Below are 23066 nucleotides of genomic sequence, written 5' to 3' on the forward strand. Positions count from 1 at the left end.
TGACGGGCCGCGATGCGGCCCCGTTTCGTTTGCAGTTTCCCGCGTTCCAAGGGAGCGCTGAGTTTACTCAATTCAGAACCAGCCGGAATTCGAGCATCAGGTTGCGTTCGAGAATCGAATGATTGTCATCAGAAACGACGATCACGCGAATCTCGCCGTCTGGCCGAACGACAACATCCAGCCCCTCCATATTGTCGATCTGGTAGCTCATGTCGGCCGTGAGCAACACCTCGCCGTCGACGACGGCGCCCGGACGGATGTGGCCACCGGCAATCCTGCGAATGCGCATACCGAGGCCGGAGGCGAGATTGAACCGGCGCTCGAGGAGAAGCAGGTCGCCGTTTGGCAGAAAGGCACCGTCGGTAACCGCATAAGGATCTTCGCGAACGACCGAGAATGCGCCCTTCATCGGTCCCTCGAGAATGCCCGCCAGAAGATTGTCCGCCTCGTCGACGCTTCGTTCCGCCACAACGACAGCTGCACCGTGGAGGGGACCGTTTTTCGGCGCGATCGCGATCGTTTCAAGTCCGCCATTGATGCGCAATTCCTCGATGGGAAACGGCAGGACCATATGTCCGATGGGTCTTGATCGCGCGAAACCTGGATCGGGATAGACCTCGATACGGGCCAGTTGCTCGAAACTGACGATCGCCTCACCGTCGCGTAGCGCCAACCCTTCCGAGTCCACCCTCCATTTTTCAAGCTCGACACCTCCGTCCCCATCGATCATCGATGTGACGGTCAGGTCGCTCAGCCCCTGAAGCCTGCCTCGATCATCGCGAAGTACGGCTCCCTCGACCCAATGGCCGGTGTCCATCACAGCGACGAAGGAATCGCTGCCTAGCCGGAACCGGATCGCGGAAATCGCGCCGAGCAACGGGTTGCGGGAGGTTATTTCGATGCCACCGATGAATTCAAGCCTGCCGAACACCCTCTCGTTCGAGCCGGCTTTGAATTGCCTTATCTGCCGCGCCTGAACCGGGACGATCTCGGTCGTCGGCTCCGGTTGCGCGATAGCCGGCGAAGCCAGAAGGGAGAGGAGAACAAGACTTCGGCGGAGCATCTAGAGGAACCTTCGGAGGGCAATGCAAGGGCGGCAAGTCGAGATGGCACTGCCACCATCAAACTGCGCCTTTAGAAACCTTCACGCGCAGAAACCACTTTGAATTTACGCAAATTCCGGCCAGAAGCCTGACCGGCGACCGCCTTAGCCCGCGCGGCGCATCCGCCCCGGGCGGCGATGCAGGCTTTCGTCCTCGAAGAGCGCTGCGAGCTGCTCCGTCATCGCACCCGCCAGCTCGTCCGCGTCGACGATGGTGACCGCTCGCCGGTAATAGCGCGTCACGTCATGGCCGATGCCGATCGCCAGAAGCTCGACCGGCGAACGGGTTTCGATCTGCTCGATGACGGCACGCAGGTGGCGTTCGAGATAGTTTCCGGGGTTCACGGACAAGGTGGAATCATCGACCGGCGCGCCATCCGAAATCATCATCAGGATGCGCCGTTGCTCCTGCCGCGCCAGCAGCCGGTCATGCGCCCACATCAGCGCCTCGCCATCGATGTTCTCTTTCAGCAAGCCTTCGCGCATCATCAGCCCGAGATTTCGGCGCGCCCGACGCCAGGGTGCATCGGCGGACTTATAGACGATGTGCCTCAGATCATTGAGACGCCCCGGCGCCTGCGGCTTGCCACCCGCCAGCCATTTCTCGCGCGACTGTCCGCCCTTCCATGCCTTGGTGGTAAAGCCGAGGATCTCCACCTTGACGCCGCAACGCTCCAGCGTGCGGGCGAGAATGTCGGCACAGGTCGCCGCGACAGTGATCGGCCGGCCGCGCATCGAGCCGGAATTGTCGATCAGCAGCGTCACCACGGTATCGCGGAAGTTGGTGTCTTTCTCACGCTTGAAGGAAAGCGGCTGCATCGGGTCGATGATGATGCGCTGCAGTCGGGCCGTGTCGAGATAGCCTTCCTCTAGGTCGAACTCCCAGGAGCGGTTCTGCTGCGCCATCAGCCGGCGCTGCAGCCGGTTGGCGAGCCGGCCGACCGCTCCCTGCAGGTGGGCGAGCTGCTTGTCGAGGAACGCACGGAGGCGATCGAGCTCCGCCTCGTCGCAAAGCTCCTCGGCGGTAATCGTCTCGTCGAACTCCCGCGTGTAGACGGTGTAGTCGACCTTCTCGTTGAAGTCCGCGAAGGGATGGTTCGGCCGCTTGACCTCGCCGGGCGTCTCGCTCTCCTCTTCGCCCTCGTCCTGAAGGTCGTCGTCGGAAATTTCGGCGCCGTCCATCTCGCCTTCTTCCATCTGCTCCTCGGCAGACTGGTTCTCATCGGCGGGTGCCGCGTCGGAGCCTTCTTCCTCGTCGCTGGCGTTCTCGTCCTGCTCCTGGCTGCGCGGTTGGTCCTCGTCGGTCTCGCTTTCCTGCTCGTCCGGTTCGATATCGTCCTCGCCGTATTTCTCGGCGACATCCATCGACGACAGCATGTCGCGCACGACGCGCGCGAAGGCCTGCTGGTCGTTGATCGCGGCGGGTAGGTTGCGCATGTCTCCGGCGGCCTTGCTCTCGATGAAATCGCGCCAGAGGTCGAGCACCTTGCCGGCAGACGCCGGTGGCTTCTCGCCGGTCAGCTTCTCGCGTACGAGAAGCGCTACCGCCTCTTCGAGCGGTGCATCCGACTGGTTTTCGATCGCCGCAAAGTTGGCCTTGGCATATTTCTCGTCGAGCATCGAGGCGAGGTTGTCTGCCACACCCGCCATCCGAAGCGCACCGATCGCCTCGACGCGCGCCTGCTCGACGGCATCGAAGATCGCCCGCGCATCCGCCCCCTGCGGCGACATCGTCGCGTGAATGCGGGCGTCGTGGCACGCCTTGTGCAGCGCCATGGAGTCGCCCAGGCCTCGCGCCACGGCAAGCTCCTGCCGACTCGGGCGCTTGGAGAGTTCCGGCAGCCGGATGCGTTCACCGGCCATCCCGGGGCGCTCGTTTGCGAAGGTGACCTCGATCTCGGCATCGCCGGCAATCGACCGGATACAGCCGGAAAGCGCCCGCTTGAACGGTTCAGCGGCGTTTTCCCTCGTGTTCGGTTTCGCCTTGGAGTTCGAGCTCACGACAAATCCTTTTCAGCCAGATACGGTGACATCCGGGCCCCTACAGCCCCGCGCGTCTTGCCAGACGCGCAACGGACGCTGTGGCACTTTAAATTGCTGCATGTCCTTGTCCTTAAATCGATGTCGATTTGAGGAGACGTGCAGTGGTCCGCCTGACTGTGAAGCCGGCGGCAGAAAGCCTTAGGCGGTGGCTTCCAGCACGATGTTGGCGGCGCTTTCCTTGAGCTCGACGCCGAAGGCCCGCTGGTAGTGCTCGGCGACCAGCGCCCGCTCCAGCTCGTCGCACTTGTTGAGGAACGTCACGCGGAACGCGAAGGCGATATCGCCGAAGATGTAAGCATTCTCCGCCCAGGTGATGACCGTACGCGGGCTCATGACCGTCGAAAGATCACCATTGATGAAAGCCGCACGCGTCAGATCCGCGACGCGAACCATCTTCGACACCGTCTCGCGGCCCTTGTCGGCGGTAAAGCCCTTGACCTTGGCGGCGACGATGTCGACTTCCTTGTCGTGTGGCAGATAGTTGAGCGTGGTGACGATCGACCAGCGGTCCATCTGCGCCTGGTTGATCTGCTGCGTGCCATGATAGAGGCCGGTCGTGTCGCCGAGGCCGACCGTATTCGCGGTTGCAAACAGGCGGAAGGCGGGGTGCGGGCGAATGACGCGGCTCTGGTCGAGCAGGGTCAGGCGACCGGAGGATTCGAGCACGCGCTGGATGACGAACATGACGTCGGGGCGGCCGGCATCGTATTCGTCGAAGACGAGCGCGACATTGTGCTGGTAGGCCCACGGCAGAATGCCGTCCTTGAACTCGGTGACCTGGAGCCCGTCCTTGACGACGATCGCATCCTTGCCGACGAGATCGATACGGCTGACATGGCTGTCCAGATTGATGCGCACACAGGGCCAGTTGAGCCTTGCGGCGACTTGTTCGATATGGGTCGACTTTCCGGTCCCGTGATAGCCGGAAACCATGACGCGGCGGTTATGGGCGAATCCTGCGAGAATGGCGAGCGTTGTTTCGCGATCGAAGAGATAGTCGGGATCGAGATCGGGCACATAGGCGTCGCCCTTCGAATAGGCAGGAACGCGCAAATCCGTATCAATACCGAAAACCTCCCGGACCGAGATCGTCGTGTCAGGGAGGTTGGAAATGTCGAGGTCAATCTTGCTCATCATGTCTCCAGAGCGGCCGCCGGTTGGCACCCGCGCATTCGCCTGCGAAAAGTGCTTTCTGTCATAATCCGCGTTGTTAGCAGAAACCAGCCTGTTTTAACAATTGATAGGCTTGAATAACCGCGCGAAAACGGTCCTCGGATCCCCTGTCTCCGCCATTTGCATCGGGGTGATGCTTCTTGACGAGCTCCTTGTAGGCCGCCTTGATATCAGCAGCCGTTGCCGAGGCCGCAAGGCCGAGCGTTTCGAATGCTTTGGCTTCGAGTGTTTTCAGCTTGCGCAGGCGCGGTTCGTGCCGAGCCGACCGGGCGCGCGCCTCGTTGAAGAAGCCGAACGGATCGCGCATGCGGGCCTGTGCCCCGGCCGTGCCGGAACGCATCTGCGACTGGCTCGGGCCATTGCGGGCGTTCTTGTTGACGCCGACGGTCCAGGTCGGGCGATGACCGGTCACCGCTTCCTTCTGGTAGCGCGCGATCTCGGTATCGGAGAGGCCGGAGAAGTAATTATAGCCCTTGTTGTATTCCTTCACATGTTCGAAGCAGAACATGAAATATTCGCCCTCGGCATTGCGGCCGACGGGAGCCCGATGCATCGCCTTCTTGTCGCAGCCGTCCCACTGGCACATGGGCGCAGACGGCTCTGCGCGCGGCTCCACCTTGCGGCGCGTACGGATGCGATCGAAGTATTTTGAATCGAGTTTCATAGCCGACATTATGGGGTTTGAAGTGCCCCACAACAAGAATTGACAAAGACGAATGTTGCTGGCTTTGTGCGAGCATTTTGCGCCGCTAGGGCTCGTGCGGACGGCCCGGGGCTGATGCGGATGGCACTGCGCCTGGCAAGCAAGCAGGGAAGTAGCAAGCAGGGAAATAGGACGGAAGAATGTCGCTGCAAAGCCGGATCGAACAGAAACTCCTCGAAGCCTTCCAACCGGAGCGCCTTGCGGTGATCAACGAAAGCCATCTGCATGCCGGTCATCAGCCCGGTTTCGACGGCGAAGGCGAGACGCATTTCAGGATCAGGATCGTCTCCAGCGCATTTTCGGGTATGAGCCGAGTGGCGCGCCACCGCGCGATCAACGACCTCCTGAAGCCGGAACTCGATCAGGGTCTGCATGCGCTCGCCGTCGAGCCGGCCGCCCCGGGAGAGCCGACGAGCTGGTGAGCCGTCACGCTTGCTTCTCCCTTGACCCTTTGAACTAGCCGATCGATGTCCCATCCTCGGCCGGGCGGATGCGCAGCTTGGTGATCCGGTTCCTGATCCGCTTCATGACGATGAAGCGCTTGCCGTAGAATGTGAAAGCCTGCCGCTCTTCCGGGATGCTCTTCGATTCATGGATGACGAGGCCGGCGACGGTGGTTGCCTCCTCGTCCGGCAGCGACCAGTCCAGCGCCCGGTTGAGGTCGCGGATCGGCACCGAGCCGTCGACGACGATCGACCCGTCGGCCTCCTGCCGCACGCCCTGGATGTCGATGTCGTGCTCGTCGGCGATATCGCCGACGATCTCCTCAAGGATATCCTCGAGCGTCACGAGGCCTTGGACCTGGCCGTATTCGTCGACGACGATCGCGAGGTGCAGCTTGCGCCGCAGAAACGCGTTGAGCTGGTCCCCGAGGTTGGTCGTATCCGGGACGAACCAGGGCTTCTGCGCGATCTTGACGATGTCGAGGCTCGCGGACTCGACATCGGGTTCCGCAAGCGCGCGCAGGAGATCCTTGGAATGGATGACCCCGATAATATTGTCGGTCGATCCGCGCCAGAGCGGCAGGCGCGTGAACGGGGCTTCGAGGATCTCCCGAACACAGAGCTCCGGCGGCTCATCCGCATTGATCGCGCGCATGGCGGTGCGGTGGATCATGATGTCGGAGACCTCGAGTTCGCCGAGGTCGAGCACGCCGCCGAGTCGGTCGAGGTCCGCCTTGATCACGGATCCCTCCCGGTGGAGCAGGTCGACGGCACCGCGCAGTTCCTCCTGTGCCGACAGCATCGGCTTGTCGGACGAAAGGTTCACGCCGAAGAGGGTCAAAAGGCGCCGGACGAAGGCATTGATGAGTGCCGACACCGGGCCGGCAACCGCCATGAAGGGGCTGACCACGGGTGCCACGGCGAGCGCGAACCGGTCCGGGGAGGCAATCGCCCAGCTCTTCGGCAGCACTTCGGCAAAGACGACAAGCAGGACCGTCATGCTGAGCGTGGCGACTGCCACGGCGGTACTGCCAACGAGGCCGATCAGAAGACTCGTGGCCAGGGATGTCGCGAGAATGCTAACGAGGTTGTTGCCGAGAAGCAGCGTTCCGACGAGGCGGTCACGCCGCTCGATCAGCCGGCCGACGACACCCGCCCGCCGATCGCCGTTGCTCTCAAGCGTGTGCATCCGCGCCCGGGAGGCCGCGGTCAAGGCGGCCTCCGATCCGGAGAAGAAGGCCGAAAGCAACAAGAGACAAATTACCGAAACGAGAGACAGCCAGTGTTCCGCCAGAAAGGTCAGAAACGCGTCGCCGGTCATTGGAGGTGCTTCTCCTTGAGGAAGCTCAGCACTTCCGAGGACGGAACATCGTCGGCAACGAAGGACTGACCGATGCCTCTCGTCAGGATGAAGGTAAGTTTGCCGCCCTTCACCTTCTTGTCCTGGGCGATCGCATCCATCAATCGCTCGGCCGGCGGCAGGCTGCCGGGTATGTCGGCCATCCGCGTCGGCAGGCCGACGGCCTTGAGATGGTTTTCCACGCGCCGGGCGTCGTCGGGGCTCGCGAGGTTCATGCGGGCCGAGAACTCGTGTGCCAGCACCATGCCGATCGCGACGCCCTCGCCGTGCACCAGGCGGGCGCTGTCATATTCCGTCGCGGCCTCGAGGGCGTGGCCGAAGGTGTGTCCGAGATTGAGAAGCGCGCGCAAGCCGTTCTCGCGTTCGTCCGCAGCCACGACGTCGGCCTTCGCCTGGCAACTGACGGCAATGGCCTCGATCCGCGCCGGCCCTCCCGCAAAGACGGCCTGCCAGTTCCGTTCGAGCCAATCGAAAAAATCCGGCTTGTCGATCAGGCCATATTTGGCGACTTCGGCATAGCCTGCCCGGAATTCGCGCGGGCTTAAGGTGTCGAGCACGTCGGTGTCAGCAAGCACGAGATCCGGCTGATGGAAGACACCGATCAGATTCTTGCCATGCGGCGAATTGATCCCGGTCTTGCCGCCGACGGAGGAATCGACCTGCGCCAGCAGCGACGTTGGAATCTGGATGAAGCGCGAACCGCGACGGACGATGCCGGCGGCAAAGCCAGTGAGGTCGCCGATGACGCCACCGCCGAGCGCGATCACCGCGTCGTTCCGCTCGATCCTGGCGCCGAGCACGGTCTCGCAGACGGGAATGAGATGGTCGAAGCTCTTCGTCTTTTCACCGGCGGGCAGCGCGAGCGAGACGGCCTCGATACCGTTTTCATTGAGGCTCGCCATCAGCGGCTGAAGATAGCGGGGCGCGACGTTCTCGTCGGTGATGACCGCCATCTTCCGGCCCTTGAGGCGCGAGGCAATTTCCTTACCCGCCGCGGCGATGAGGCCGGGGCCTATGAGAATGTCGTAGGAGCGATCCCCGAGGTCTACACGGACCTTGCGTTCGGCGGCGGGTGTCACATGGCTATTCATGGCTTTGAGCTTTCTGGCGATCGGCGATGGCGGCGAGAACCTCCTCTACGATCATCTCCTTTTTCACATCGCGCGAAAGGACGGTCAGATCCGCCTCCGCATAGATCGGGTAACGCGCACGCATCAGGTTTTCGAGCGTCTGCTTCGGGTTCTCGGTTTTCAGAAGCGGTCGGGTATCGCGCTTGTTCACCCGCTCCCACAGCACATCGAGATCCGCATTGAGCCAGATCGTCACGCCGCCCTTCTTGATCTGTCGACGCGAGCGTTCGTTGATGTAAGCGCCGCCACCGGTCGAGACCACCCTGGGGCCGGATCTCAGCAGACGTTTCAGCACGCGAGCCTCGAGCGCCCGAAATTCTTCCTCGCCATAGGCCGCGAAAAGCTCGCTGATCGTCATGCGGGAAACGCGCTCGATCTCATGATCGGAATCGATGAAGGGAATGCCGAGCGCCTGCGCGGTCAGCCGACCGATTGCCGATTTTCCCGCTCCCATCAATCCGATGAAAACGAGGTTGCGCTTACCGAGGGCGAGCTTCGCCCGTTCGGCAAGCGTCGCGGAAACCGTTTCGGTCACGTCGTTCATTGCGCTTCATTTTCCCCATTCCCCTCCGATATCGACAAATCGACGGGGAGCGTCAAGTCGTCGCGCGTGACGCGCGACGCTTCTTGAACTCGGCAGCAGGGCCGTTCATATAGTTCACGCATCCGCTGCAGACGCATGGAAGGCCGCTGCAGGACTTTGAAGAACGACTGCATGATCTTAACCGACTCCGAGTAGGAATCATGCAGAGGAGACCGAAATGCCGACCCTTTTCCGCTTCCTGTTCTTCTTGGCCGTCTTCGCCGCCATCGTCTATGGCACGATGGTCGCGCTCGTGACCTTCGTCGAGCCGGTCGAACGGGATGTCACGGTGCGCATTCCATCGGAACGGGTCAACAAGCCGCAATGACCGACCGATCAGCCGCCTATGTCGAGTCCTTTCTGGAAATGATGAGCGCCGAGCGCGGCGCGGCGACCAATACGCTGCAATCCTATGAACACGATCTGGAAGACGCGCTCTCCTTCCTGCGGACCCGTGGCACACGGCTCGCCGATGCCTCGGCCGACGACTTGAGAAGTTACCTTTCCCATCTCGCCGGCGAGGGCTTCAAATCCTCGTCGCAGGCGCGCCGCCTGTCCGCGTTGCGGCAATTCTACAAGTTTCTTTATGCCGAAGGGCTTAGGGGCGACGATCCGACCGGCATCCTCGACGCGCCGAAGAAGGCACGCGCGCTGCCGAAGACGCTCAGCATCGATGACGTGACCAGGCTCATCGGCCAGGCGGAAACCGAAGCGGCCACCGGCGGTGAAGACGCATTGACGAAACTGCGCATGCACGCGTTGATCGAGCTTCTCTATGCAACGGGGATGCGTGTCAGCGAACTCGTCTCGCTGCCGGCAAGCGTGCTTTCACAGAACGGCCGCTTCCTCGTCATTCGCGGCAAGGGCAACAAGGAAAGGCTGGTCCCGTTGTCGCAGGCCGCCATGCGCGCCATGCGCGCCTATGGCGATGCGCTCAGATCTAAGAATGCGGAGGCCGACCGGCCCGAGGAGAGCCCATGGCTCTTCCCTTCCTACGGCAAGACCGGCTATCTGCCGCGCCAGGTTTTCGCACGCGACCTCAAGGGCCTCGCGGCGCGCGCCAGCATACGGGTCGCGACGATCTCGCCGCACGTGCTGCGCCATGCCTTCGCCAGCCACCTGCTCGCCAACGGCGCCGACCTGCGCGCCGTGCAGGAACTGCTCGGCCATTCGGACATTTCAACGACACAAATCTATACGCATGTGCTTGAAGAACGGCTGCATGACCTCGTGCAAAACCATCACCCCCTTGCCAAACAGGCGAAAAAACAGGATTAGGACCGCCGGGCAGGCTGGCTTCGACCGGACAGCCCTGTCGCAAATTGATCGGAAACGCATCTCATGCACAACTATCTCGACTTCGAAAAACCCATCTCTGATCTCGAAGGCAAGATTCTCGAACTGAAGAAGCTCGCCAGCGAAGATGAGAGTGTGAACACATCCGACGAGATCGCGCGGCTTGAGGTGCGTGTACGCGACGCGATGGTCGAGATCTATTCCAAGCTGTCGCCGTGGCAGAAGACGCAGGTTGCCCGCCACCCGTCACGCCCGCATTTCCTCGACTATTCCGCCGAACTCTTCACCGAATTCACGCCGCTCGCCGGCGACCGCAACTTCGGCAATGACGATGCTATCCAGGCTGGGCTCGCCCGCTTTCGCGGCACGCCTGTCGCCGTCCTCGGCCAGGAAAAAGGCAACGACACCAAGTCGCGCATCAAGCACAATTTCGGCAGCCCCCGCCCGGAAGGCTATCGCAAGGCGATCCGCGTCATGGAAATGGCCGACCGCTTCAGCCTGCCGCTGATCACGCTGGTAGACACGGCAGGCGCCTATCCGGGCGTCGGCGCCGAGGAGCGCGGCCAGGCCGAGGCGATCGCCCGCTCGACCGAAATGTGCCTCAACGTCAAGGTGCCGATCGTCACCGTGGTCATCGGTGAGGGCGGCTCCGGCGGCGCGATCGCGATCGCAACAGGCAACCGCGTCTTTATGCTGGAACACGCAATCTACAGCGTCATCTCTCCCGAGGGCGCGGCTTCGATCCTGTGGCGCGATTCAACGCGCGCCAAGGAGGCCGCCAGCAGCATGAAGATCACCGCCGAGGACCTGAAGTCGCTCGGCATCATCGACGGTATCATTCCCGAACCGGTCGGCGGCGCGCATCGCGACCCGGCGTCGGTGATCAGCCGCACCGGGACCGTGATCGCGGACGCGCTCAAGGACCTTTCCGGCCGCAACGGCGACGAATTGCGGACGGACCGCCGGCAGAAATACCTCAACATCGGCCGAAATCTCTGAACCAGAGCGATTAAAAACGCCGGCAACGGCAACCGGAAATCAAACTGTGGCCAAATCTTGGCCATATTCATGCGGTCATGAAAGACAGCGTGCGCAGGGGGATCCTGCAGGGTTAAGATTTCGTGAAGAATAATCGCTTACTGATTCGTTGAGGGCGCCCCTCGACGGGACGGCGCTCAATGATGGATTGTGTTTTTTAACGGGCCTCTGCCGATGCGTATCAGGAACCTCGTCGCCACCGCCGCTATTGCAGCCGCGCTCGCCGGCTGCACCAACGAGACGCTGGATTCGGTCAATCTCTCCTCGGTCAAGAGCAAGACCAACTATCAGGTCTCCAGCAAGATGACCGCCAAGATGCGCGAACTGGGGATGCAGAAGACGTCTCCGATCGCGCTCAGGATCTTCAAGGAGGAAGGCACGCTAGAAGTCTGGAAGGCCAACGCCGCCAACCGCTTTCAGCTCTTGAAGAGCTACAAGATCTGCGCGTGGTCCGGAAAGCTCGGTCCCAAGGTGAAGGAAGGCGACCGGCAGGCCCCGGAAGGGTTCTATCCACTGTTCCCGCACCAGATGAATCCCAATTCCAACTACTATCTCGCGATCAACACCGGTTTCCCCAATACCTACGACAAGGCGAACGGCCACTCCGGCACGCATCTGATGATCCATGGCGCCTGCTCTTCATCGGGCTGTTACTCGATGACCGACGAGCAGATCATCGAGATCTTCGCGCTTGCACGTGACGCCTTCAAGGGCGGTCAGCAAAGCGTGCAGCTTCAGGCCTTCCCCTTCCGCATGACCGCGGAGAACATGGCCCGCCATCGCGACAATCCGAACATCGAGTTCTGGAAGATGCTGAAGACTGGCTACGACCAGTTCGAGGTGACGAAGCGCCCGCCGGAAGTGAATGTCTGCGAGAGGAAGTACGTCTTCAACCAGCAGAGCGACGGCACGTTCAATCCGATGGGCCAATGCCCCGCCATGTCGACGCCGCCGGCGCTGCAGGTAGCGATGGCGAGCTTCGAGAAGGACTATCAGCGCGATTACGACAAGGCGCTGAAGAAGTACGACGGCATGGTCTGGTATGAGCCGACCGAAGCGGAGCGCAAGGCGATCGTCGCCGACCAGCGAAAGGGCCGCGAACTCGCCTATGCCCCCACGGGCAATTCGCTCGACGCCGGCAAGATGATGAAGGTGAGCGACCTCGAAAAGAAGCTTGCCGACGAGAAGTCTGCCGAGGAAGCCAAGCAGGCGGCGTTGGTCCAGAGGGAGGCGTTTGAGAAGGCGACCCGCGGCGGGACAAGTGTTCCGGTACCGCAGGCAAGCCCGGTCGAGCGCCCCGTTCTGCAGGCGGCTGTCCAACCGGCGCCCACAAGGAAATCCTTCTGGAATCTGTTCTCGGCAAGCGAGCCGGAAGCCCCGGCCACCGCGCCGACGGTTCAGGCACCCGAGCAGCCGGCCGCCGTTCAGCCGGGCGCAACGCAGCCCGCAACAAACCAGCAGCCGGCGGCCGCCGATCAGAAACAGGCGCCCACCCCCGCCGGAAGCAACGCACAAGTGGCCGCAGCTCCGGCGGAAAACCCGCAGGCGCCAGCCGAACAACCCGCCGCCGAGCAGCCGAAGAAGCGCCCGTTCTGGAAGATCTGGGGCAATTGATGCCGGACGAACCCAGGACCGTCTATGATCTGAGGGGGCTGAAATGCCCCCTTCCCGTTTTGAAGACGCGCAAGCGCATGCAGACGCTCGCTCCGGGCACCCTGCTCGAAATCGAGACGACGGATCCGCTTGCGGTGATCGACATTCCGCATTTCTGCAACGAGGACGGACACCGGCTCGAGGACGCCGCTCCGACCGAGGGCGGCCATCGCTTCCTCATCCGCAAGAAAGCGTGACGGATCGAAGAGAGCGTGCAGGCTTCAATCCGCGGCTAAATTACAGCCCCTGATCCCGCTGCCGCAACCGTCTCCCCACAAACGGGGCGAAGGGACAAGGGGCGGCCTCGGACGCCCCAGATCGTAGCCCTGTCGGCGTCCCACACCGCCGGCTCCAAGGCGGCCGGAATTCTTGCTATGATCAGTGAATACAATGGGGGTTGCACAATGAATGATGCGAGCGGCAATTTTCGCGACAGTTCCGGCGCGGCGGTGCGGCCGCCGATCGTCTGGGCACTGGCGGTGGTGGCGGCGCGCGTGATCGACGCGCTCTACCCGCTGCCATTCCTGCCGGCGGCAGTGCCGGCCGGTTGGTTGGGCGCCATCGTGTTCCTCGCTGGCCTGGCACTGTTGATCTGGGCGGCGACGACCTTCCGCCGGGCGGGAACGAACATCCCCACCACCCAGCCGACGACGACGATTGTCGAAGAGGGGCCTTACCGCTTCAGCCGCAACCCGATCTATATCGGCATGTTTCTCGGCCTGGTCGGCCTCGCTGTCGCCTTTGACAGCCTGTGGCTGCTCATCCTGCTGGTGCCGTTTTATTTCGTGATCCGCTACCTGGTGGTCGCCCGGGAGGAAGCCTATCTCGAAGTCAAGTTCGGCGAGGCCTATCGCGCCTACAAGAGCCGCGTCCGTCGTTGGCTGTAGGGGGCAGGCGACGGCTACCAGCGGAGGATACGCGCCTCCTCACCGGAATGGGTCAAACCGCAGCCCGATCGAGAGCTTCGTCGCTTAGAATCTCACGCCGGGCACCGCGAGCGGATTGTCCGCTAGAGCTTGCGCGTCCGGCCGGTCGATCCGGGGCTTGCCGGTGAAAGCATCGAAGAGGTCGCGGACGAACGCTTCCTCGAGCTCCTTCGTAATCAGCACCATGCGCGTGCGCCGGTCGGCAGGATCCGGCCAGGCGGCCAGCCGCTCCGGCGGATGAAAAACCGTCTGCACGCCGTGCAGAACGACCGGCCGTTCAGGATTGTCCGCCAGGCAAATGACGGCCTTCATCCGCAGCAGCTTTTCGCCGTGGGCCGAACGTAGAAGGTCGATGAACATTTCGAGCGCCATCGGCTCGATCGGACGGTCGTGCACGATGCTGAACGACTGGATGTCCGAACCGTGGCGCGTGACATCGTGATGATGGTGATCATGATGCCCATGATGATGGTCATGCCCATGGTGGTCGTGGTCATGGTCGTCATGGTTGGCGTGGGCTTCGTCCTGAAGCCAGCGGCCGACATCGGCCACCTTGGTCGACGCGTCATAGAGACCGCAGGCGAACAGTTCCGCACGGCCAGCCTCGTCCGTATCGCCGTCGATCACCGGCGCCCGTGGATTAAGGTCCCTGAGCCGCTCCAGAAGCGCATCGCGCCCCGTGTCATTGGCGAGCTTGGTCTTGCTGATGACGAGCCGGTCGGCGACCGCGACCTGCTTCAAGGCTTCCACGTGGTTCGCGATCGTCTGCAGCCCGTTGACCGCGTCCACGACGGTGACGACACCGTCGAGGCGGAAGTTCTGCGCGATGACCGGATTGCCGAGCACGGATTGCAGCACCGGCGCCGGATCGGCAAGCCCGGTCGTTTCGATGACGACGCGTCTCAGCGGCTTGATGCGGCCGGTCTGCATCCGGTCCATGAGGTCGGCGAGCGTATCGACGAGCTCGCCGCGCACCGTGCAGCAGAGGCACCCGTCGGAAAGCTCGATCACACCATCGCTCGACGCCTCGACCAGCAGGTGGTCGATCGAGACATCCCCGAATTCGTTGATGATGACCGCGGTGTCGGCGAGGTCGGGGTCCTTGAGCAAGCGATTGAGAAGCGTCGTCTTGCCCGCACCGAGAAAGCCGGTGAGGATCGATACCGACACCACCGGCAATGGACCGTTCATGGCGGACTCCGTCTTAGATCACGCTGACTTCGGGTCGAAATGCCCCGAAATCGGATTTGAGATGCGGGATGCGGCCGAAGACCGCGCATCTCTACTGCATGTTTCCTTAAATCGGAACCCGACTTACGGACAAAACATACAGCAATTCAAAGTGCTGCAGCGTCCTTTGCGTTCATTTGAACGCACGGCGCTCTAGAAGCTCGGGCGAGGAACCGGGATCGGCACGTTGGCGATCTCGACATCACCCTGCGCCGCGACTTCGCTGCCGGCCTTGGCGGTTTTGTCGCCGCTACCGGGAATAAGCCCGGCAAAGGCAAGCTTCAGCGGGCGGTTGATTTCGTGGATGTACGGAGAAAGCAGCTTCTGGCGACCGGCCTCGTCGCGGCCTTCGCTGCGCACCTTCGCCGCGGCCTTGGAGCAGATCTCCTTGCTGACATCGGCAACCAAATCGCGGCCCTCTCCATAGGGTGCGATCTGCGTCAGGGCCTGCTTGCCTGCGTCGGCGGTCGTCAGCGCCATCTGCAACAGGCGTGCGGACTCGTCGGCCCGGGCACCGAGGCTATCTTCGCCGAGGACGACCGAAACGACACTGCGGCCACCGCGCGTCGCCGACGAGACCTGGTTGAAGCCGGACGCACAGATAAAGCCGGTCTTCATGCCGTCCGCGCCGTCGAAGCGGCCGATCAGCATGTTGTAGTTGGCATAGTCCTTCTTGCCGGTGGTGAAGCCCTCCAGCGAGAAATAGGAGGCATATTCGGGGAACTCGCGCTTCAGCGTGATGGCGAGTACGGCAAGATCGCGCGCCGTCGTGTACTGACCCTCACCGGGCAGTCCGTTGGCATTGATGAAATGCGACGAGGTCATCCCGATACGGCGCGCCTCGGCATTCATCCGCTCGATGAACGCCGGCTCGGACCCGCCGACTGTTTCCGCGATGGCAACGGCAATATCATTTGCCGATTTCACCAGCATCATCTTCAGCGCGCTGTCGAGCGTCATCGCCTGGCCGGGCTTATAGAACATCTTGCTCGGCGGCTCGGATGCGGCGTTCTTCGTCATCACAACCGGGCTTTCCAGCGTCAACTGGCCCGTCTTGATCGCCCGAAAGGTCGTGTAGGCCGTCATCAGCTTTGTCAGCGACGCCGGGTACCATCTCTTGAAGATGTCCTGATGGTCGTAGACCTTGAGCGAGTTGACGTCGACGACAAGCCGCGGGTTGGCAGATGCGGGAAACACCGCCGCCAGAAACGCCGTACAGGCTCCCGCGAGAACGCCCATCGCCCTCGCTGCGTCACGCCTAAAAAATCCACCCGTCACCACAATCCGACCTCGAAATTCCGCAGTTGCCTCGCCTCGTTCCGGTATTTAGCCTATATGGCGAGGAGATGGCAAAGCCCAATCCATGGCTGCCGCGCCATTCCACCGCGCCCTTACAGCGCCGCGCGTCTAGTCGGACGCGCAAAGGTTGCTGTAGAGCCTTGAGTTTCTGCATGATCTTATCCTTAAATCGATTCCGATTTAGGGAATTATGCAGTAGTGCCCGAACAGACCGACAGGACGGACGACCCTATGCCAATTCTCAACCGCGCTGCCGAACTCCAGAACGAAGTCACCGAGTGGCGGCGCCACCTGCATATGAACCCCGAACTCTTGTTCGCGGTGGAAAATACGGCAGCCTTTGTGGAAAGGAAACTGAAGGAATTCGGCGTTGACGAAATCGTGACCGGCCTCGGCAGGACCGGCGTCGTCGGCATCATCCGCGGCAATCTCGGCACCGGCCGGACCATCGGCCTTCGGGCCGACATGGACGCCCTGCCAATCACCGAGACGAGCGGAAAGCCCTGGGCATCGACGACTGCCGGCAAGATGCACGCCTGTGGCCACGACGGCCATACGGCCATGCTGCTCGGCGCGGCGAAATATCTCGCCGAGACGCGCAACTTCGCAGGCTCCGTTGCGGTGATCTTCCAGCCGGCGGAAGAAGGCGGCGGCGGCGGCAACGAGATGGTCAAGGACGGCATGATGGAGCGTTTCGCGATCGAGGAGGTCTACGGCATGCACAACATGCCGGGCATGCCGGTCGGTCATTTCGGCAGCCGCATCGGCCCGATCATGGCCTCTACCGACGAGTTCACCATCACCATCAACGGCCGCGGTGGGCACGCGGCGCAGCCGCACAAGACGATCGATCCGATCGTCATCGGCGCGCAGATCGTCAATGCACTCCAGACGATCGCTTCGCGCACTGTCGATCCTCTCGGATCCGTTGTCGTCTCGGTCACCAAGTTTAACGCGGGCTTCGCCCACAACGTCATTCCCGAGCAGGCGGTTCTCGCCGGAACCGTTCGCACCCTGATGCCCGAGGTACGTGACACCGGCGAGGCGCGCATCCGCCAGATCGCCGAAAGCATCGCCGGCGCCTACGGCGCGACGGTGAACGTCTGGTATGGCCGCAACTATCCGGTGACGGTCAACCACGCCGACGAGACCGGCCACGCGCTTGCGGCAGCCGCGACGGTTGCCGGCGCCACCCAGGTCAATGCTTCACTCGACCCGATGATGGGCGGCGAGGATTTCTCCTACATGCTGCTTGCCCGCCCTGGCGCCTTCATCTTCATGGGCAACGGTGACACGGCCGGCCTTCACCATCCGGCTTATGACTTCAACGACGAGGCGATCCCCCACGGGATCTCCTATTGGGTGAAGCTCGCTGAAACGCGACTGGCCGCCTGAGAGACGCGAGCGGGAGGCGGCGGCAATGCACCAGATCGACAAAACGGATCGCAGAATCCTCAACATTCTGCAGGCGGATGGGCGGATCACCAATCTCGAACTGGCCGACCGCATCGGCCTGTCGCCGACCGCAACCAGCGAGCGGTTGCGCCGCCTGCTGAAGGAAGGCTACGTCTCCGGCTTCGGTGCGCGCCTCGATCCGCACAAACTCGGCTTCGGTCTGCTCGTCTTCATAGAAGTCATGCTGGACAAGACGACGCCGGAAGTCTTCGACCAATTCGCGATCGCCATCAAGCAGGCTCCCGCCGTGCTCGAATGCCACATGGTCGCCGGCGGCTTCGACTATCTCGTCAAGACCCGCTTCGAGGACATGACCGCCTACCGAAATTTCCTCGGGCAGGTGCTTTGGACGCTGCCCGGCGTCAAGGAAACCCGCACCTACGCCGTCATGGAAGAGATCAAGAACGACGGTCCGCTGCCGCTCGTCTGAGCGGCAGCGGGATTACAGCGCTGCGCGTCTCAGAGCGAAGCCATGTCGATCACGAAGCGGTAGCGCACGTCGCTCTTGATCACCCGCTCGTAGGCCTCGTTGATCTGACCCATCTCGATCGTTTCGATCTCGGAAACGATGCCGTGCTCACCGCAGAAATCCAGCATTTCCTGGGTTTCCTTGATCGAGCCGATCATGGAGCCGGAAATGCTGCGCCGCGCCGGAACCAGCGAAAAGGCGTGGACCGGCACCGGATTCTCTGGAATGCCGACCAGCACGAAATCGCCATCGACCTTCAGGAGATTGAGATAGGCGTTCCAGTCGATCTCGGCGGCGACGGTGCAGATGATCAGGTCGAAACTCCCGGCAAGCGCCTGGAACGTCTCCGGGTCGTTGGTCGCGTAATAGTGGTCCGCACCGAGCTTTAGCCCGTCCTCCTTCTTCGAGAGGCTCTGGCTCAGCACCGTCACCTCGGCGCCCATCGCATGGGCGAGCTTCACGCCCATGTGCCCGAGGCCGCCCATGCCGACGATTGCGACCTTCTTGCCGGGTCCCGCCTTCCAGTGGCGCAGCGGAGAGTAAAGCGTGATGCCGGCGCAAAGCAGCGGGGCGGCTGCATCGAGCGGCAGGTTCTCTGGAATCGAAAGCACGTAGCCTTCCTTGACGACGATATGATCCGAGTAGCCGCCTTGGGTCGGGGTATTTCCGTCGGCCTCGACGCCATTATAGGTCACGACCAGACCGGGCAGATAATGCTCCAGATCGAGATCGCGGGTGGCGCAGGTGGTGCAGGAATCGACAAAGCAGCCGACGCCGGCACGGTCGCCGACCTTGAACTTCGTGACTTTTGATCCGACCGCCGAAACGATGCCGACGATCTCATGTCCCGGCACCATGGGGAAAGCGGAGTTGCCCCATTCGTTGCGGGCCTGATGGATATCGGAATGGCAGACGCCGCAATATTTGATGTCGATGACCACATCATCGTCACGCGGTTCGCGGCGCTCGAATGTGAAAGGTGTAAGCGGCTTCGTTGCATCGGTCGCCGCATATCCTCTTGCTATAGCCATGGGTCTATCCTTGATGTCTGGAAAATGATGCGCTCGTGAGGCATGGACCTCCAGCGACAGGGCGGACTATGCTGTTTCGGAGCGACCATGCGTTAGTGCGATCCTGCAAAGTTTTTGTACAATCCTGCAAGAGTGAAGCGAGCGCCGTCGCGACGCCGCCCGAGGAACCTATCTGAACGACCAACCGCGCAGACCTAAGACACTGGAAAGGCCGCTGAATATGACAACGACACGACAGACGCCACGCCAGGAGATGATCGATATCATTGCCCGTATCGCCGAAAGGGACGGAGACCACGCAACGGTCGTACCGGGTCTCAGCATCCACCGGCATTCGAGCACGGCGAAACCGAATTGCGCAGCTTACAAGCCGAGCCTCGCGATCATCGTGCAGGGAGCCAAGCGCGTGGTGCTCGGGGACGAGACCCTTGTCTACGGCGCTTCGGACTATCTGTTGACCTCGATCGACCTGCCCGTCCTCTCCCAGGTATCGCAGGCGTCGCCGGAAGAGCCCTATTTGAGCCTGGCCTTCCAGATCGATACCGGAAAGATCCCTGCACTGCTGGATTTGATCGGCGACCGCCGGGTGAAGCCGTCGGCCTCCGCGCGCGGAATGACGGTAAGCAAGATAGCTCCCGATCTCGAAGACGCTGCGCTCCGCCTGCTGCGGCTGCTTGAGCGCCCGGACGACATTGCCGCGCTTCTGCCGTTGATCGAGCAGGAACTCCTCTATCGCCTGCTCGTCGGACCGCACGGCACGAGGCTCAGGCAGATGTCGACGGCGGAAAGCCAGCCCCACCAGATCGGTCGCGCCGTCGCATGGCTGAAGGAGCACTATGCGCACCCATTGCGCATCGACGATCTCGCAAGCCGCGTCAGCATGAGCGTTTCCTCGCTTCATCATCACTTCAAGTCGATCACGGCGATGAGCCCCCTGCAGTATCAGAAGCAGCTCCGGCTGCAGGAGGCGCGGCGCCTGATGCTGGAGGAGCGCCTGGATGCAGGCGACGCCGGCCATCAGGTCGGCTATGAGAGCCAGTCACAGTTCAGCCGCGAATATTCCCGTCAGTTCGGCGAGCCGCCGGCGCGCGATATCGGCCGTGTTCGCCGGAGCCTCGTCGGACTATTGAGCGGCGAGACGGAAATGTTGAGCGAGGGGTAGAAACCAGCCTCATTCACCAGCCGTCGTCCAGCACCCGCTCCAGCATCTCGGCAAAAAAGTCGGCGCTTTCGCGGCTGAGGCAGAGCGGCGGCTTGATCTTCAATACGTTCAGGTGATCGCCGGTCGGCTGCATGATGACCCCGAGTTCAAGGAGGCGGTCGCAGATCGCCGCCGTCTCCTGCGTCGCCGGCTCGAGCGTTTCGCGGTCGCGAACGAACTCGACGCCGAGATAAAGCCCCATGCCGTGGACCGCTCCGACCATCGGAAAGCGCTCGCCAAGCGCCTGCAGCCGCACCTTGAGGTGGTCGCCGACCGTGCGGGCATTCTCCTGCAGGGCCTCGTCGTGGAGAATGTCGAGCACGGTGAGGCCGACGACGGAGCTTACCGGACTGCCGCCGGCGGACGAGAAGAAGTAGCCTTCCTTTTCCAGCGCCTCCGCAATCTCGCGCCGCGTGATGACTGCGCCGAGCGGATGGCCGTTGCCCATGCCCTTGGCGACCGTGATGATGTCCGGAACGACGCGCTGCTCCTCGAAGCCCCAGAAGTGATGGCCAAGGCGGCCGTAACCAACCTGCACTTCGTCGGCGATGCAGACGCCGCCTCTTGCCCTGACCGTGGCATAGACGGCCTGGAGATATCCGGGCGGCAACGGGATGCCGCCCGCGTTTCCATAGACCGCTTCGCAGATGAAGCCCGCAAGGCCCTCCCGGCGCTGGTCGAGCTCCTCCAGTTTCTCGCTAACGGCGCGAACATAGTCGACGGTCGAGCCTTCTCCGCGAAACGCGCCGCGATAGGTGTTCGGGGATATGACCGCGTGTACCCAGTCGGGCCGCGTCGTCAACGCTTGCGGGTTGTCGGCGATCGAGGTTGAGACCGCATCGCTCGCGACCGTCCAGCCGTGATACGCTTCAAGCAGCGAGAGCATGTGACGCGCGCCGGAATAGGCCCAGGCGAGGCGGATCGCGAGGTCATTCGCCTCCGAGCCGCTGTTAACGAGAAAGACCGTGTCGAGTCCCTCGGGAGCCAGCCCAGCGAGTCGCTCCGAAAATTCCGCCACGGATGCATAGTGGAAGCGCGAATTGGTGTTGAGAAGCGACCATTGCCGCCCAACCGCCGCCGAAAGGCGCGGATGGCCGTGGCCTACGATCGTGACATTGTTGACCATGTCGAGATAGGCACGGCCCTCGACATCGAAGAGATGTTCCTTCCAGCCCCGCTCGATCTGTGGCGGCTGCCGGTAGTAGTTTTTCTGCGGCCGCGCGAAATGCCGTTGCCGGCGCTGAAGCAGTTCGCCCGCCGCCGGCAAGGGCGCGTCACAATCGAAGCCGAGCATTTGCGCGGGCGACGGGCAGAGCGCCCGCCAGGCTTCCGCCTGGCCCGCGGTCGCAAAGGGCGGCGGGTCGATCTCCGCTTCCGTCGAGAGTTGCACGCGGATGAAGCGCAACGCTGACGGATCGCCGGGAACGATGCCGATCGACGCTCCGGTTTCAATCGCGCCTTCGGAGGGATCGGCCGGTTCGACGCCGTTGAGATGGAGATGTAGTCCGTCGGTCGACAGGACCAGCTTTTCTCCGCGCCGCCCGAGATTACCCGCAAACGGCGCATGGACAGCCGTTTGCCCGTGCACGCAGAGATCGACGTGCAGAGCGAAGGTCGCAGGCGACCTTGCCTGGAGAAGCCGCGTTTCGGTCAAACGGAATTCGCCGTAGCGCGTGGCGGAAGCCCCGGCCGCCCGCGCTGCCGACTGCAAGAGCAGCGCTTCCGTATCCTCATAATGCCAGCGGTCGGCCGGAAGATGAGCCCCGAGGAGAGAAAGATCGACGATACCGACGCGGGCGGGGTCGACGTCCGGCAGCAGGCGGCCGGCCGTCAACGGCACGGTCACAGCCACCCCTTTCCCCACGACCCGGTGGATCGCGTGTTCCATCAGGCCGAAAGGTACGGAGAGCGCGGCATCGAGGATTTCACGCTCGTGGGCAGCATTTCCACGCACATAGGCGTTGTCGGGATCGATCTCCAGCTGCTGTTCGGTACTTGCGACCAGGATGCCCGCCCGTGCCACGATGAGCGGCCAGAGCGCCTTCAGCTCGACATCCGTCAGCGGGCATGCCGCGTGGAATGCCTGGACCGCCGGCAGAATGACGAAAGGGTCACCGTCGGCGTGGTGAAGGAGCGACGCACATGTGACTGCCAGCTCGGCGACAAGCCATCCCTTGAGCACGTCACCAAAGTCGATCACGCCCCCGGGCACAAGCCTGCCGTCTGGCTCCGCGCTGCTCACGACATTGTCGTCTGTGATGTCCTGATGAATAGCCTGAACCCGCAACTCGGGCATGAGCGGCTGCACGCGCCGCATGGCGGCGACCATTGCCTCGGCGACGCGCTTGCGCAAATCCACGTCGGTCATGGTCGACAGCAGGTGCAGTGCAACCGGTCCCGCCCGTTGCAGGTCCCATTGCAGTTCGCGCTCGAGCCCGGGATGATCGAAGCCTTCAAGCGCCGAAGCCAGCCGTCCGGCAAGATCTCCAAGCTCGGCCACCGTTTGCGCCGGAAGATGCTTGCGGCGGGTCAAAGGCGTGCCATCGAGATAGGTGAGCAGCCGGAACTGATAGGGCACGTCGCGGACGGTGGCGACGACGATCTCCCCGCCATTCAGCGACGAAACGACGGCCGGCACTTCCGGAGCGCCCGGCGCGACGCCAAGATGATGGAGCGCCGCATTCTGCGCCTCGAGTTCGACCCGCGCATATTCCATCCGGCAGATTTTCAGGACGAAACGGCCGTCATCCGTATCGACACGGTAGTTTCGATCCTGCTGGCTTCCAAGCTCGGTCAGCGCGCCGGAAAGATCATACTCATCCGATAGAACGCGTTTCGCCTCCTCGGCGGAGACATCCGGCCTTGCAAGCTGCGTGCGGAGCTTGAGCGTTTCTCCGTCCATCGTTCCATTCCCGTTTATTCGCGGGATCG

Annotated in this window: 21 protein-coding genes; 10 read left to right on the plus strand and 11 right to left on the minus strand. The window is 62.4% G+C overall.

The annotated features are described in order from the left end of the window. Window positions 1–67 precede the first annotated feature (67 nt). From FKV68_RS16880 to FKV68_RS16895, 4 genes are all read right to left on the minus strand, one after another. Window positions 68–1063, minus strand: a complete 996-nt coding sequence (locus FKV68_RS16880) for an esterase-like activity of phytase family protein (RefSeq protein WP_180938954.1) — start codon at window positions 1061–1063, stop codon at window positions 68–70. 144 nt (window positions 1064–1207) lie between these two features. Continuing rightward, window positions 1208–3103, minus strand: coding sequence for a cobaltochelatase subunit CobT (gene cobT, locus FKV68_RS16885; RefSeq protein ID WP_180938955.1), 1896 nt, complete (start codon window positions 3101–3103; stop codon window positions 1208–1210). Window positions 3104–3283: 180 nt separating this feature from the next. Next, on the minus strand, window positions 3284–4279 hold the full coding sequence (gene cobS / locus FKV68_RS16890) for a cobaltochelatase subunit CobS (RefSeq protein WP_180938956.1): 996 nt from the start codon (window positions 4277–4279) through the stop codon (window positions 3284–3286). A gap of 76 nt (window positions 4280–4355) precedes the next feature. Continuing rightward, window positions 4356–4991 (minus strand): J domain-containing protein, encoded by a 636-nt coding sequence (locus tag FKV68_RS16895; protein WP_180938957.1) that lies wholly within the window; start codon window positions 4989–4991, stop codon window positions 4356–4358. A gap of 170 nt (window positions 4992–5161) precedes the next feature. On the opposite strand from FKV68_RS16895, the gene FKV68_RS16900 reads away from it, so the two are divergent. Continuing rightward, window positions 5162–5443: a BolA family protein gene (locus tag FKV68_RS16900; protein ID WP_180938958.1), complete on the plus strand. Its 282-nt coding sequence runs from the start codon at window positions 5162–5164 to the stop codon at window positions 5441–5443. 34 nt (window positions 5444–5477) lie between these two features. On the opposite strand, the gene FKV68_RS16905 is transcribed toward FKV68_RS16900, so the two are convergent. Genes FKV68_RS16905 through FKV68_RS16915 form a run of 3 tightly spaced genes read right to left on the minus strand, consistent with a single transcriptional unit; the run spans window position 5478 to window position 8498 of the window. Continuing rightward, complete coding sequence (locus tag FKV68_RS16905) at window positions 5478–6785, minus strand: HlyC/CorC family transporter (RefSeq protein WP_180938959.1); 1308 nt, start codon at window positions 6783–6785, stop codon at window positions 5478–5480. Beyond that, window positions 6782–7915: a 3-dehydroquinate synthase gene (aroB, locus tag FKV68_RS16910; protein WP_180938960.1), complete on the minus strand. Its 1134-nt coding sequence runs from the start codon at window positions 7913–7915 to the stop codon at window positions 6782–6784. Before aroB ends, FKV68_RS16905 begins: the two co-directional genes overlap by 4 nt. Then, entirely contained in the window at window positions 7908–8498 is a 591-nt protein-coding gene (locus tag FKV68_RS16915) for a shikimate kinase (RefSeq protein ID WP_180938961.1), read from the minus strand. Before FKV68_RS16915 ends, aroB begins: the two co-directional genes overlap by 8 nt. A gap of 217 nt (window positions 8499–8715) precedes the next feature. On the opposite strand from FKV68_RS16915, the gene FKV68_RS16920 reads away from it, so the two are divergent. From FKV68_RS16920 to FKV68_RS16945, 6 genes are all read left to right on the plus strand, one after another. Then, window positions 8716–8865 (plus strand): hypothetical protein, encoded by a 150-nt coding sequence (locus FKV68_RS16920; protein ID WP_153441575.1) that lies wholly within the window; start codon window positions 8716–8718, stop codon window positions 8863–8865. After that, complete coding sequence (gene xerD / locus FKV68_RS16925) at window positions 8862–9815, plus strand: site-specific tyrosine recombinase XerD (protein WP_180938962.1); 954 nt, start codon at window positions 8862–8864, stop codon at window positions 9813–9815. Before FKV68_RS16920 ends, xerD begins: the two co-directional genes overlap by 4 nt. Window positions 9816–9878: 63 nt before the next feature. Beyond that, a complete protein-coding gene (locus FKV68_RS16930; RefSeq protein ID WP_180938963.1) occupies window positions 9879–10832 on the plus strand; it encodes an acetyl-CoA carboxylase carboxyltransferase subunit alpha in 954 nt (317 codons plus the stop codon). A gap of 213 nt (window positions 10833–11045) precedes the next feature. After that, on the plus strand, window positions 11046–12485 hold the full coding sequence (locus tag FKV68_RS16935; RefSeq protein ID WP_180938964.1) for a L,D-transpeptidase family protein: 1440 nt from the start codon (window positions 11046–11048) through the stop codon (window positions 12483–12485). Beyond that, window positions 12485–12721: a sulfurtransferase TusA family protein gene (locus FKV68_RS16940; RefSeq protein ID WP_180938965.1), complete on the plus strand. Its 237-nt coding sequence runs from the start codon at window positions 12485–12487 to the stop codon at window positions 12719–12721. Before FKV68_RS16935 ends, FKV68_RS16940 begins: the two co-directional genes overlap by 1 nt. A 207-nt stretch (window positions 12722–12928) precedes the next feature. Beyond that, window positions 12929–13411: a methyltransferase family protein gene (locus FKV68_RS16945; protein ID WP_180938966.1), complete on the plus strand. Its 483-nt coding sequence runs from the start codon at window positions 12929–12931 to the stop codon at window positions 13409–13411. Window positions 13412–13495: 84 nt separating this feature from the next. Here FKV68_RS16945 and FKV68_RS16950 read toward each other — a convergent pair whose 3' ends face one another. Further along, window positions 13496–14641 carry a CobW family GTP-binding protein gene (locus FKV68_RS16950; RefSeq protein WP_180938967.1) on the minus strand — a complete coding sequence of 382 codons (1146 nt, stop codon included), beginning with the start codon at window positions 14639–14641 and terminating at the stop codon, window positions 13496–13498. A 192-nt stretch (window positions 14642–14833) separates the two neighbouring features. Beyond that, entirely contained in the window at window positions 14834–15919 is a 1086-nt protein-coding gene (locus FKV68_RS16955) for a D-alanyl-D-alanine carboxypeptidase family protein (RefSeq protein WP_180938968.1), read from the minus strand. 291 nt (window positions 15920–16210) lie between these two features. On the opposite strand from FKV68_RS16955, the gene FKV68_RS16960 reads away from it, so the two are divergent. After that, window positions 16211–17374 (plus strand): M20 aminoacylase family protein, encoded by a 1164-nt coding sequence (locus FKV68_RS16960; protein ID WP_180938969.1) that lies wholly within the window; start codon window positions 16211–16213, stop codon window positions 17372–17374. Window positions 17375–17399: 25 nt separating this feature from the next. Next, window positions 17400–17864 (plus strand): winged helix-turn-helix transcriptional regulator, encoded by a 465-nt coding sequence (locus tag FKV68_RS16965; protein WP_136508815.1) that lies wholly within the window; start codon window positions 17400–17402, stop codon window positions 17862–17864. Window positions 17865–17893: 29 nt separating this feature from the next. Here FKV68_RS16965 and FKV68_RS16970 read toward each other — a convergent pair whose 3' ends face one another. Then, complete coding sequence (locus tag FKV68_RS16970) at window positions 17894–18934, minus strand: NAD(P)-dependent alcohol dehydrogenase (protein WP_180938970.1); 1041 nt, start codon at window positions 18932–18934, stop codon at window positions 17894–17896. A 220-nt stretch (window positions 18935–19154) separates the two neighbouring features. Between FKV68_RS16970 and FKV68_RS16975 the strand changes: the two genes are divergently transcribed. After that, window positions 19155–20096, plus strand: a complete 942-nt coding sequence (locus tag FKV68_RS16975) for an AraC family transcriptional regulator (RefSeq protein WP_180938971.1) — start codon at window positions 19155–19157, stop codon at window positions 20094–20096. 13 nt (window positions 20097–20109) lie between these two features. On the opposite strand, the gene FKV68_RS16980 is transcribed toward FKV68_RS16975, so the two are convergent. Then, window positions 20110–23037 (minus strand): aminotransferase, encoded by a 2928-nt coding sequence (locus FKV68_RS16980; RefSeq protein WP_180938972.1) that lies wholly within the window; start codon window positions 23035–23037, stop codon window positions 20110–20112. Window positions 23038–23066 lie beyond the last annotated feature (29 nt).

The sequence above is a fragment of the Sinorhizobium mexicanum genome, from assembly GCF_013488225.1.
In the GTDB taxonomy this organism is placed as follows: Bacteria; Pseudomonadota; Alphaproteobacteria; order Rhizobiales; family Rhizobiaceae; genus Sinorhizobium; species Sinorhizobium mexicanum.

What these genes read in the sequence shown, in the direction of transcription:
- FKV68_RS16880 (WP_180938954.1), bottom strand. Translation starts at nt 1,063, where the DNA reads ATGCTCCGCCGAAGTCTTGTTCTCCTCTCCCTTCTGGCTTCGCCGGCT.
- cobS (WP_180938956.1), bottom strand. Translation starts at nt 4,279, where the DNA reads ATGAGCAAGATTGACCTCGACATTTCCAACCTCCCTGACACGACGATC.
- FKV68_RS16895 (WP_180938957.1), bottom strand. Translation starts at nt 4,991, where the DNA reads ATGTCGGCTATGAAACTCGATTCAAAATACTTCGATCGCATCCGTACG.
- FKV68_RS16900 (WP_180938958.1), top strand. Translation starts at nt 5,162, where the DNA reads ATGTCGCTGCAAAGCCGGATCGAACAGAAACTCCTCGAAGCCTTCCAA.
- FKV68_RS16905 (WP_180938959.1), bottom strand. Translation starts at nt 6,785, where the DNA reads ATGACCGGCGACGCGTTTCTGACCTTTCTGGCGGAACACTGGCTGTCT.
- aroB (WP_180938960.1), bottom strand. Translation starts at nt 7,915, where the DNA reads ATGAATAGCCATGTGACACCCGCCGCCGAACGCAAGGTCCGTGTAGAC.
- FKV68_RS16915 (WP_180938961.1), bottom strand. Translation starts at nt 8,498, where the DNA reads ATGAACGACGTGACCGAAACGGTTTCCGCGACGCTTGCCGAACGGGCG.
- FKV68_RS16920 (WP_153441575.1), top strand. Translation starts at nt 8,716, where the DNA reads ATGCCGACCCTTTTCCGCTTCCTGTTCTTCTTGGCCGTCTTCGCCGCC.
- xerD (WP_180938962.1), top strand. Translation starts at nt 8,862, where the DNA reads ATGACCGACCGATCAGCCGCCTATGTCGAGTCCTTTCTGGAAATGATG.
- FKV68_RS16930 (WP_180938963.1), top strand. Translation starts at nt 9,879, where the DNA reads ATGCACAACTATCTCGACTTCGAAAAACCCATCTCTGATCTCGAAGGC.
- FKV68_RS16935 (WP_180938964.1), top strand. Translation starts at nt 11,046, where the DNA reads ATGCGTATCAGGAACCTCGTCGCCACCGCCGCTATTGCAGCCGCGCTC.
- FKV68_RS16940 (WP_180938965.1), top strand. Translation starts at nt 12,485, where the DNA reads ATGCCGGACGAACCCAGGACCGTCTATGATCTGAGGGGGCTGAAATGC.
- FKV68_RS16945 (WP_180938966.1), top strand. Translation starts at nt 12,929, where the DNA reads ATGAATGATGCGAGCGGCAATTTTCGCGACAGTTCCGGCGCGGCGGTG.
- FKV68_RS16950 (WP_180938967.1), bottom strand. Translation starts at nt 14,641, where the DNA reads ATGAACGGTCCATTGCCGGTGGTGTCGGTATCGATCCTCACCGGCTTT.
- FKV68_RS16955 (WP_180938968.1), bottom strand. Translation starts at nt 15,919, where the DNA reads ATGGGCGTTCTCGCGGGAGCCTGTACGGCGTTTCTGGCGGCGGTGTTT.
- FKV68_RS16960 (WP_180938969.1), top strand. Translation starts at nt 16,211, where the DNA reads ATGCCAATTCTCAACCGCGCTGCCGAACTCCAGAACGAAGTCACCGAG.
- FKV68_RS16965 (WP_136508815.1), top strand. Translation starts at nt 17,400, where the DNA reads ATGCACCAGATCGACAAAACGGATCGCAGAATCCTCAACATTCTGCAG.
- FKV68_RS16970 (WP_180938970.1), bottom strand. Translation starts at nt 18,934, where the DNA reads ATGGCTATAGCAAGAGGATATGCGGCGACCGATGCAACGAAGCCGCTT.
- FKV68_RS16975 (WP_180938971.1), top strand. Translation starts at nt 19,155, where the DNA reads ATGACAACGACACGACAGACGCCACGCCAGGAGATGATCGATATCATT.
- FKV68_RS16980 (WP_180938972.1), bottom strand. Translation starts at nt 23,037, where the DNA reads ATGGACGGAGAAACGCTCAAGCTCCGCACGCAGCTTGCAAGGCCGGAT.